General features: G+C 73.8%; 10 protein-coding genes. 4 read left to right on the top strand and 6 right to left on the bottom strand.

All coding sequences use genetic code 11. The features are described from left to right. Positions 1-1,365 (bottom strand): alpha/beta hydrolase (locus C1J01_RS41185; protein ID WP_146615908.1); only part of this gene is annotated, 1,365 nt, incomplete at its 3' end. Positions 1,366-1,498: 133 nt separating this feature from the next. Here C1J01_RS41185 and C1J01_RS41180 point away from each other — a divergent pair. Further along, positions 1,499-2,665 carry a pyridoxal phosphate-dependent aminotransferase gene (locus C1J01_RS41180; protein WP_111184473.1) on the top strand — a complete coding sequence of 389 codons (1,167 nt, stop codon included), beginning with the start codon at positions 1,499-1,501 and terminating at the stop codon, positions 2,663-2,665. A 64-nt stretch (positions 2,666-2,729) separates the two neighbouring features. Beyond that, on the top strand, positions 2,730-3,029 hold the full coding sequence (locus C1J01_RS41175) for a type II toxin-antitoxin system death-on-curing family toxin (RefSeq protein ID WP_111184472.1): 300 nt from the start codon (positions 2,730-2,732) through the stop codon (positions 3,027-3,029). Positions 3,030-3,035: 6 nt separating this feature from the next. Here C1J01_RS41175 and C1J01_RS41170 read toward each other — a convergent pair whose 3' ends face one another. Genes C1J01_RS41170 through C1J01_RS41160 form a run of 3 tightly spaced genes read right to left on the bottom strand, consistent with a single transcriptional unit; the run spans position 3,036 to position 5,947 of the window. Further along, positions 3,036-4,124, bottom strand: coding sequence for an FUSC family protein (locus C1J01_RS41170; protein ID WP_111184471.1), 1,089 nt, complete (start codon positions 4,122-4,124; stop codon positions 3,036-3,038). A gap of 53 nt (positions 4,125-4,177) precedes the next feature. Then, positions 4,178-5,236, bottom strand: coding sequence for an FUSC family protein (locus C1J01_RS41165; RefSeq protein WP_181449251.1), 1,059 nt, complete (start codon positions 5,234-5,236; stop codon positions 4,178-4,180). Positions 5,237-5,281: 45 nt separating this feature from the next. Next, on the bottom strand, positions 5,282-5,947 hold the full coding sequence (locus tag C1J01_RS41160) for an alpha/beta fold hydrolase (RefSeq protein ID WP_111184470.1): 666 nt from the start codon (positions 5,945-5,947) through the stop codon (positions 5,282-5,284). Between the two features lie 150 nt (positions 5,948-6,097). Here C1J01_RS41160 and bar point away from each other — a divergent pair, with 150 nt between their 5' ends. Together bar and C1J01_RS41150 are read left to right on the top strand one after the other, a co-directional pair. Next, entirely contained in the window at positions 6,098-7,243 is a 1,146-nt protein-coding gene (gene bar, locus C1J01_RS41155; RefSeq protein WP_111184469.1) for a barbiturase, read from the top strand. Between the two features lie 51 nt (positions 7,244-7,294). Continuing rightward, positions 7,295-7,825: an SseB family protein gene (locus C1J01_RS41150; protein ID WP_111184468.1), complete on the top strand. Its 531-nt coding sequence runs from the start codon at positions 7,295-7,297 to the stop codon at positions 7,823-7,825. 34 nt (positions 7,826-7,859) lie between these two features. Here C1J01_RS41150 and C1J01_RS41145 read toward each other — a convergent pair whose 3' ends face one another. Next, the gene (locus tag C1J01_RS41145) at positions 7,860-10,175 is read right to left on the bottom strand and encodes a tetratricopeptide repeat protein (RefSeq protein ID WP_181449250.1); all 2,316 of its coding nucleotides are present in this window, start codon (positions 10,173-10,175) and stop codon (positions 7,860-7,862) included. Further along, the coding region (locus C1J01_RS50550; protein WP_181449249.1) for a hypothetical protein at positions 10,172-10,485 on the bottom strand (314 nt) is incomplete at its 5' end. The genes C1J01_RS50550 and C1J01_RS41145, both read right to left, overlap by 4 nt.

Raw genomic sequence — 10,485 nt, 5'->3', positions numbered from 1 at the left:
CCCGGCGGCCAGCTGCGCCAGCGACGCGAGCGCGAAGACGGCGAGCGGCGCGGCCAGCCACGGCGCCCGCGAGATCCGGTACGGCGCCGCGGTCACGTGCAGCTCGCCGAGCGGCCGGGCCTCCCGGCACGGCGTGACCGGGTGCCAGTCCGAGTGCCCGTCCGAGTACCCGTCCGGGTGCCCGTCCGGGTCGCGGACGAACGCGGCGATCGCCCGCCGGGCGCAGGCGCTCGCCTCGAAGACGGTGTGGGCGAGGCCGGGGAACTCCTGGAAACGCCCACGGGGGAACGCTTCAGCGGCCTGACGCGCGGTGGCGGGCGGGCTGACGGGGTCGTACCGGCCCGCGAGGACGTACACGGGAGCCCGGGGAACGGCGGGCGCGGGGGCGGACACGGGCAGCCGCCACGCCTCACACACCGCTTTTTCTGGATTTATGGTGAAAAGTCCGGGCGGAGCGCCGTCCTGGCACCGCACCGCGTGATACAGCCCCGGTTCCCGCGCCATCAGCCCCTCGCCCACGGCGTCGGCCAGCGGCCCCAGCGGCTCCGTGCGCCCCTCGGCCAGGGCGTCCAGCAACGCCGGCACGGCCGCCGCCTCGCCCCCGCGCAAGGACCACGCCAGCGCCGCGGCCACGTCGTCACCGCCCATCCGCGCCGTGTACGCCCGGCCGAGCAGCGGATCGGCCGCCGGAACGGCGGCGGGCGACCGGTTCAGCCGCGCCGTCACGGTCTCGAAGCGCTCCCGCACCCCCAGCCGCGCCAGCGCGTCGGCCAGGCCCCGCCCGGCGTCGCCGGCCTGCTCGGGCGTGAACGAGTCCAGCACCACCGACCGCACCCCGTCCGGGTCGGCCGCCGCCGCCCGCGCCATCACCGTGGCGGAGTGGCCGACGCCGAACAGGTTCCACGAGACGTACCCGAGCTTCCTGCGCAACGCGACCACATCGGCCGCGATCTCGCCGGTGGTGTACCCCCGCAGGTCGACATCCTGCTCCGCGAGTCGCGCCCGGCACCGCAGGGCGGCGTCCGCGACGTTGGCGCCCGCCCCCCGCAACCGCCCGAGCAGAGCCTGAGCGATCTCCGGGCAGCCCAGCGAGGGACGGGAGTGCCGGCCGCCGCGCCGCTCGACCGCGATCACGTCGCGGTCGGGGAACATCCGGCCCAGCACGCCCATCGACGGCATCGACGCGGTGCCAGGCCCGCCGGCCATGAACACCACCGGATCGGGCCTGCGGCCGGCGACGGGGGCCTCGCGCACGGCGTAACCGACCCTGATCGTCCGTCCGGGCGCGTCGCGCCGCTCCGGCACCTCCAGAAACCCGCACGTCGTACGCGACGGCACCGCGACCGGGCAGGCGCTCGTCCCCATGCCGGGTGGCACTGTTACGGGTGGCACTGTTACGGGTGGCACTGTTACGGGTGGCACCGTGACGGGCGGCGCGGACAGGGCGACGGCGAGCACGGCCCGGAGGATCACGGCACGAGACTAATAGTCTGGGGGCGTGACCGAACCACTTGTGAGCAGGATGCGCGTCTTCGGCACGACGATCTTCGCGGAGATGAGCGCGCTGGCCGTGCAGACCGGGTCGATCAACCTCGGCCAGGGCTTCCCCGACACCGACGGCCCGGCCGCCATGCTCGACCGCGCGGTGCAGGCCATCGCCGCGGGCGGCAACCAGTATCCTCCCGGGCCCGGCGTGCTGGAGCTGCGGCAGGCGGTCTCGGAGCACCGGGCGGCCCACTACGGCCTGGCCTACGACCCGGTGGGCGAGGTGCTGATCACGGTCGGCGCCACGGAGGCCGTGGCGGCGAGCGTGCTGGCGCTGTGCGAGCCCGGCGACGAGGTCATCGCGTTCGAGCCCTTCTACGACTCCTACGCCGCCTCCGTCGCGCTCGCCCAGGCCCGGCTGGTGCCCGTGACGCTCCGCCCGTCGCAGGGCCGCTTCACGTTCGACCCCGGCGAGCTGCGCGCCGCGATCACGCCGCGCACCCGGGTCGTCCTGGTCAACTCCCCGCACAACCCGACCGGCACGGTGTTCACCCGCGCCGAGCTGACCGCCATCGCCGAGCTGTGCCAGGAGCACGACCTGATCGCCGTCACCGACGAGGTGTACGAGCACCTCACCTTCGACGGGGTCGAGCACATCCCGCTCGCCACGCTGCCCGGCATGCGCGAGCGCACCGTGATGATCTCCTCGGCGGGCAAGACGTTCTCCGTCACCGGCTGGAAGACCGGCTGGGTGTGCGCCCCTCCCGCCCTGGTCACGGCGGTGCAGACGGTCAAGCAGTTCCTCACGTTCACGGCGAGCGCGCCCTGGCAGCTCGCGGTCGCGTACGGGCTGCGGCACGAGCTGGAGTGGGTCGGCGCCCTGGCGGCGTCTCTCCAGGACAAGCGCGACCGGCTGATGGAGGGCCTGTCGGCGGCCGGTTTCGAGGTGCTGCGGCCGTCGGGGACGTACTTCGTGCAGACCGACATCCGGCCGCTCGGCTTCTCCGACGGCCTGGAGCTCACCCGCCGCCTGCCCGAGCTGGCCGGCGTCGTCGCCATCCCGACCCAGGTCTTCTACGAACGCCCCGAGCGCGGCCGATCCTACGTGCGCTTCGCGTTCTGCAAGAAGGACGAGGTCATCGACGAGGCCGTCACCCGCCTCAAGCGCCTGTCGTCCTGAACGGAGGGTGGCGAAGGATAAACGCAGGGTCATGGCATCGTCGTGATGCCACGTCCCGCCTACCATGAGGGGGCTCGACTCGGCCGTGCACCGGCCGAGCTCCGCCATGTTCGGTCACGACGCCTATCCCGACCTGATCACGAAGGCCGCCGCCCTGCTGCAGTCGCTGGCGGTCAGCCATCCGCTGATCGACGGCAACAAGCGGTTGTCGTGGCTGACGACCGACGTCTTCCTGCGGTTCAACGGTGTAGAGCTCGATACCGACGACGACTCGGCCTACGACCTCGTCGTCGCCGTCGCCTCCGGCAAACCGGCCGAGCTCGACGAGAGCGCCGACGTGCTGCGGACGTTCGTGCCGTCCTGACCGCGCTCAGTCCCGGCGGGCGGGCTCGTCCAGCGGGGTCAGCGCCGCCGTGGCCTCCACGTGGTCCATGCCCGTGGCCTGCAGCAGGTCCACCACCACCGAGCGCAGCTGCGCGATGATCACGTGCGCCGAGAAGCCCAGCTCCCGGGGCCGTTCCCGGGCGGCCACCGCGAGCAGCGCCTGCCGCGCGAGCGTCGGTTCACGCCCGGCCCCCAGCTCCAGCTGCAGCAGCAGCGCCGCCTCCGACACCTCGCGCATCGCCTCGGCCAGCGCGGCCGGGGGCGGGCTCGCCTCGCCCAGCGACGACAGCGTCCGCCTGGCCAGCACCCGCGCGTTGCGCAGCGCCAGGTCCACGGGCACGGCCGCGGTCTCGTGGCGGGACAGGCGGGCCCGCCGGTGCCAGTGCAGCGGCGAGATCATGGTGATCTCCTTGCTGGTCTGCAGCGCCGCCCCGAACTCCTCGACGGCGGTCTGCGTCGTACGCGCCTCCTCCAGCGCCTCGGCCGCCAGGTCCGCGTCCCTGCGCTCGATGGCCTGGGCCGCCTGCTCCAGCACCGTGGACAGCGCGTCGAGCACCGCCGACAGGTGCTTGGCCGCGATCGCGAACGGGCTCGCGGGCAGCAGCGCCACCGCGGCGATCCCGATGACGCCGCCGGTGAGCGCGTCCGCCATCCGGTCCAGGCCGCCCGCCCCCTCGGTGGGCACCAGGGTCGCCACCAGCACCGCCGACGACCCGGCCTGCGCGACGAACAACGCCCCGCTGTTGAGCAGCACTGCCACGGTCATGGCGAGCCCGACCACCAGGGCGAGCTGCCAGGCGCCCGAGCCGATCCACGACACCAGCAGGTCGCCCACTCCCACGCCGAGGCTGACCCCGACGACCAGCTCGACCACCCGCCGCAGCCGCTGCCCCAGGCCCACGCCGACGCAGATCAGCACGGAGATGGGGGCGAAGAACGGCCGCGGGTGGCCGAGCAGCTCGATGGCGACCACCCAGGCGATGGCCGCGCCGACCGCGCACTGCGCGATCGAGGGCGCGATGAGGCCGAACGTGCCCAGCCGCTCCTTGACGAGATCGTTGAGCCGGGTTCGCACCCCTCCACGATGGCGGATCTTTATGACATTGGGGTCACGTTTGCCCCTTTTTGTCAGGAGGGGTCGAGCGGCGGCAGGGCGGACAGCGCGTCCTCCCGATCGGCGCCCGTGGCCTGCAGCAGGTCCACGGTGATCGACCGGAGCTGCGCGTTCATCACGTCCGCGGAGAACCCCCACCGTTCGGTCCCCAGCCGGGAGGCCGCCGCCCGCACCGCCGCGCCGGTTCTCCGCGGCTCGTGGCCCTCGGCCAGCTCGTCGCGCAGCAGCAGCGTCGCCTCGGCCAGCTCGCGCAGCGTCCCGGGGAACCAGGGCGGCAGCCGGTCGCCGTCGTCGAGCGCCACCATGGCCCGCCTGGCCAGCAACCTGGCGTTGCGCAGGGCGTGGTCGAGGGGGTCGGCCGCCGTCTCGTACTCCGCCGGACGGGAGCGCTGGCGCCGGTGCATCGGGGAGAGCCTGGCGATCTCAAGGCTGGTGTCGAGCGCCTGGCGGAACTCGTCCACGTGCGCCTGCGTGCCCCGTGCGGCCTGCAACGCCGCCGCGGCCATGGCCGGGTCGCAGCGGTCGATCGCCTCCGCGGTCGAGCGCAGCACGTCCGCCAGCGAGCCGAAGAGCGCCGCCGCGTGCCGGGTGACCAGCCGCGACGGGCTCGCCGGCAGCAGCGCCACCGCGGCCAGCCCCATGAGGCCGCCGATCAGGGCGTCCACCATCCGGTCCAGCCCGCCGGTGCCGCTCGGCGGCAGCAGGGTGGCGACCAGCACCGCCGACGACGCCGACTGCAGCACGATCACGGTGCCGCGGTCGATGAACACCGCCACCGCCATGGCCAGCGCCACCACCAGCATGATCTGCCAGGCGCCCGTGCCGATCCACGACACCAGCAGGTCGCCCACGCCGATGCCCAGGCTGACCCCGACGACCAGCTCGGCCGCCCGCCGCAGCCGCTGCCCGAGACCCACGCCGATGCAGATCACCACCGCGATGGGGGCGAAGAACGGCCGGCTGTGCCCGACGGCCTCCGTGGCGACCATCCAGGCGAGCCCGGCGGCGACGGCGCACTGGACGATCGGGGGCGCCATCGCCCTCAGCCTGGTCAGCCGCTGGTGTAGCTGCATGTCACGCGGCACCTACCCCGGCCACCCGCCGTCACGCCCGCGCGTTCAGGCCCTCAGGAACGCGTCCACCACGCGGAGGAACTCCTTGCGGGCGCCGACGTGGATCAGATGGCCCGCCTCGATGGTGACCAGCTTCGCGCCCGGGATCAGCGCCGCCGTCTCTCCCGCGTCGAACGGGCTCGCCGCCCCGCCCGACAACACCAGCGTCGGCATCGTGATCGACCCCAGCGCCGCCCGCCAGGCGGGATCCGGGTGCAGGAACTGCCGCTCGGTCTCGTGGACCATCCGCCAGTCGAACCCCGTGGACCCGTCCTCCACGACGGGCGCGCGGTCGCGCAGGGGCAGCGCCGGCACGTCCTCCAGCACCAGCCGCTCGACCCGGTCCGGATGGCCGCCCGCGACCAGGCAGGACAGCACGCCGCCGAGCGAGTGGCCGACGACCGTGGCACGGGCGGCGCCCACGTGGTCGAGCAGCGCGACGAGATCGGCGGCCATCTCCGGCAGCGCGTACGTCCCCGGCCGGTCGCTGCGCCCGTGCCCCCGCAGATCCGGCACGACCACGTGGTGGCGCGCCGCGAGGTGCTGGGTGACGCCGTTCCAGTCGTTGTGGTCGGCGGTACGGCCGTGCACCAGCAGCAGCGGGGGAGCGGCCGGGTCGCCCTCCTCCCGGTAGACCAGCCTGATGCCGTCGAGCAGCGCTTCGCGAATCACGTCCGCGACCCTACCGCCGCGGGCGGTGAGCGCAGGTTGACATCATCGGCGGCCTTCATGGGCACACATTGACCGTGAACACCGCCGGCCGGCTGCACTAACGTCGCCGGCGGCGGCAGGGGAGAGCGGTTACATGAGAAGGGGCGTGGCATGCCGGACCCGATCGAAGTGCGCAAGGTTCCCATCGAGAGCGTCACCGACGCCTCCGGGCTGTCGCGGCTCATCGCCGACGGCGTGATCGAGGCCGAGCGGGTGCTGGCCGTCATCGGCAAGACCGAGGGCAACGGCGGCGTGAACGACTACACGCGCATCCTCGCCGACCGCGCCTTCCGCGAGGTGCTCGCCGAGCACGGGCACCCGGCGCCGGAGAGCGTGCCGCTGGTGTGGTCGGGCGGCACCGACGGCATCCTCAGCCCGCACGCCACCATCTTCGCCACCACCGACGCCACCACCACCGACGCCACCACCACCGACGCCACCACCACCGACGCCACCTCCTCCGACGCCGCCACCGACGAGCCGCGCCTGTCGGTCGGGGTGGCCATGAGCGAGGTCATCCTGCCGGAGGACATCGGCCGCCCCGCCATGGTGGAGAAGGTCGCCGCCGGCGTGCGCGAGGCCATGAAGATCGCCGGCATCGACGACCCGCGCGACGTGCACTACGTCCAGACCAAGACGCCGCTGCTGACGCTGGCCACCATCACCGACGCCAGGCGGCGCGGCCACGACACCGCCATCGAGGAGACGGGGCCCTCGATGGACCTGTCCAACTCCACGACCGCCCTCGGCATCGCCGTGGCCCTCGGCGAGATCGAGATGCCGCGCGCCGACCAGATCCACAAGGACCTGTCGTTGTACTCGTCCGTCGCCTCCTGTTCCTCCGGGGTGGAGCTGGACCGGGCGCAGATCGTGCTCGTGGGGAACGTGCGCGGCATCGGCGGCCGCTACCGCATCGGCCACAGCGTCATGAAGGACGCCCTCGACGCCGACGGCATCTGGGCGGCCATCCGCGACTCCGGCCTGCCGCTGCCCGAGCGGCCCCACCCGTCCGACCTCGGGGGACGGCTGGTGAACGTCTTCATGAAGTGCGAGGCCGACCCGTCGGGGCGGGTGCGCGGGCGGCGCAACATCATGCTGGACGACTCCGACGTCCACTGGCACCGCCAGATCAAGGCCGCGGTGGGCGGCGTGGCCGCCTCGGTCACCGGCGACCCGGCCGTCTTCGTGTCGGTCGCCGCCGTCCACCAGGGCCCCTCCGGCGGCGGCCCGGTGGCCGCCATCGCCGACCTGGGCTAGCGCCCACCCGTGCCGGAGAACCGAGCCCCTGCGCGGGTACCCTCGGTGACTGTGCCGACCATCCCGCAACCCCTCGACCCGAACGACGACGGCTCCACCGCGCCCGCGGTGGCCGCCGTCCTGGCCGCCTACCGGTCCGGTACGGCCGGCCCCGCCGAGGTCCTGAACGCCCTCAGCGGCGCCCGCCTGCTCGTCCCCGTCGTCGCTCTGCTGACCGAGACGGAGGTCGGCGCGCACGGGCTGAAGCAGGAGAAGGAGAGCGAGATGGCGCTCCCCAAGCTCGTCGGCCAGGACGGCAGGCAGGCCGTGCTCGCCTTCACCGGCACCGACCCGCTGAAGAGGTGGCGCCCCGACGCCCGCCCCATCCAGGCCACCACCCTCCAGGTGTGCCAGGCCGCCGTCCAGGAGCAGGCCGCCGCGGTCGTCGTGGACGTGGCCGGCCCGGTGCAGTTCGTGATCGAGGGCGACGTCCTCACGGCGCTGGCCGCCGTCGAGTCCGGCACGGTCGCGGAGCTGAGCGACGTGACCGTGGCCACGGTGCGGCCCGCCCCCCGCAGACGCCGCTGGTTCTCCAGGCGCTGACCCCGGGCCGGACGACGCGCGGCGGGAAGGGCGGTCAGTTCGCCGGCTTGCCCTGCACGACCGTCCGCCACCGACGTCTCCTCCGCGCACGCCGTTGGGCAAGGTCGAGGTTGTCCAGCGCTATGCCTTCGTTGTGGAGGTCGCCGGTCTTCTGGAAGAGGGCGGCGGCGCGGGCGCAGGCGTCGATGGCCGCCTCGAAGCGGCGCATCTTCCGCAGGGTGAGGCCGAGGTTGTTCAGCGCTATGGCTTCGCCGTGACGGTCGCCGGTCTCTTGGTAGAGGGCGGCGGCGCGGGTGCAGGCGTCGAGGGCCTCCTCGAACCGGCGCAGGTCATGCAGGGTGAGGCCGAGGTTGCTGAGTGCGCTGGCTTCGCCGTGACGGTCGCCGGTCTCTTGGTAGAGGGCGGCGGCGCGGGTGCAGGCGTCGAGGGCCTTCTTCACTCGGCCTGTTTCCCGCCAGACGATGGAGAGGTTGTTCAGCGCCACGCCCTCGCCGTGACGGTCGCCGGTCTCCCGGAAGATGGCGGCGGCCATGGCGTGGGCGCCGGCGGCCTCCTTGAGCCGGCGTGCCTCCCGCAGGGCGGCGCCGAGGTTGTCCACCGCACCGCCTTCGCTCTGGCGGTCGCCGGTCTCCTGGAAGATGACGACGGCTTCGATGTGGGCGTCGATGGCGTCCTGAAACCGGCCCGTTTCCCGCCGGACGAGGCCGAGATTCGTCCACGCCTTGCCCACGTCGCGGTGCTCGCCGAGCTCCTGGAAGATGAGGGCGGCCTGGATGCCGGCTTCGGCGGCCTCGTCGAACCGGCGTGTTCGCCGCAGGGCGATGCCGATGTGGTTCAGCGCAGTGGCTTCGCCGTAGCGGTCGCCGGCCTCCTGAGCGGTGGCGAGGACATGCCGGGCGATGGTGAGGGCATCGTCGATGTGGTGGCGCCGGTCCAGGAAGCCGGCGAGGGCGTCGGCCATGGGGAGGACGATGTCCGGATGGGCGGTGACGGCCAGCGACACCGCCGCGGTGAGGTTGAGGCGTTCGGCCTCCAGCCAGGCCAGTGCCTCATCACGGCTTGAGAACCGGGCGGGAACCGGCTGACCGGGCAACGCGCCGAAATGCACGCCGGCGGCGCTCGCGGTCGCCCGGTAGTGCTCCAGCAATCGTGCGACGGCGTCCTCCCGCAGGCCGGCGTCATCGTCGCGGGCCAGATCGGTCGCGTAGACGGCGAGCAGGTCGTGCATCCGCCAGCGCCCCGCTCCGGCCGGCCACTCGACCAGCAGGCCCGCACCCGCCAGGGCGGCCAGCGCCGGCCGCGTCCCGTCGGCCGGCGCGCCGGCGAGCGCGGCGGCGGCTTCGGTGGAGACGTCCGGACCGGGGTTGAGCGACAGCAGCCGGAACAGTCGCCGCCGGTCGGCCGGCAGACGCCGGTAGGACAACTCGAACGTCGCGCGCACCGCCAGTGATCGGTCGCCGCCATCGTCGTGGTGGAGCCGGTCCAGCCGGGTCCGCTCATCGGCCAGGCCGGCCGCCAGCGCGGCGATCGGCAGGCCGGGGTCGCGGACCAGCATGGCGGCGGCGATCTGCAACGCCAGCGGCAGCCGGCCGCAGTGTTCGGCGACCTGCGCCAAGGCGTCGATCTCGCGGGTGGGTCGCGGGTCTTCGGGGCGGGCGCGGGTCAGGACGTCGGCGATGAGGTGGGCGCCGGCGCCGGGGTCGAGCTCCCGCAGGTCCACCAGGCGGGCTCCCAGCGCGGGGGAGGCGAGGGTGTCGCGGGAGGTGACCAGCAGGCGGTGCGCGCCGTGTGCGGGGATCAGCGGGAGCACCTGCCCGGGCGAGGACACGTCGTCGGCGACGACCAGCACCCGCTGTCCGCTCTGAGCCCGCCGGGTGAGCTCCGATCGGTACAGCACCGCTTGCTCCTCCGGCGTGGCCGGTAACTGCTGCCCGCCGAGCAGGGCCCGCAGCACCTCCTCCACCGCCTGGGCGCCGGTCATCGGCCCGGCGGGGTCGTAGCCGCGCATGGAGACGAACAGCGCCCCGCCTCGGAACCAGCCGCGTCCGACCGCCTCGTGGGCGGCGTGCACGGCGAGTGCGGTCTTGCCGATGCCGCCCAGCCCGTGCACCGCCGACACCACGATCGAAGGGACTCCACGGTCGCCGGGGGCGAGCAGGTCCAGCAGGCCGTCGACCTTGCCCTCACGGCCGACCAGACGAGCCGGAGGAGGCGGCAACGACACCACGACGCGCGGCTCGGATCTGTCGCCGACATAGATGTACTGATCCCGGCCGGCCTGGTAGATCCGCCCATGACCGGAGGCCGTCGCGTACTGGGAGAGCCGGTCCGGCGCCTCGCCGGCGGTCACCGCTGGGCGGGCGGGCCCTGGTCCCCGCCCACCTGGGTCACCTCCGCGTCGTCGGACACCGTCGCGCGCTGCACCACCTGACCCGCTGCTGTGCCGCCCTCGGCGGCGGCGTTCAGACCGCCGGCGACCTGGGTGACCCGGCCACGGCCGGACGCCTCGGCCCGCTGCGACACCCGCCGGCCTCCGCCTGAGGAGGCGTTCAGCGAGTACAGCGTCATCGCGAACCCGGCCACGGCGATCAACGCCGCCACCACACTGGCCGCTTTGTCCGCCTGATCCCACCCCACTCTCGCGAAGTACACGCCCAGCC

The sequence above is a fragment of the Nonomuraea aridisoli genome, assembly GCF_003236395.1.
Classification (GTDB): Bacteria; Actinomycetota; Actinomycetes; order Streptosporangiales; family Streptosporangiaceae; genus Nonomuraea; species Nonomuraea aridisoli.
The sequence above is the reverse complement of the archived record's forward strand: the minus strand, read 5'-3'. Positions and strand labels throughout refer to the sequence as shown.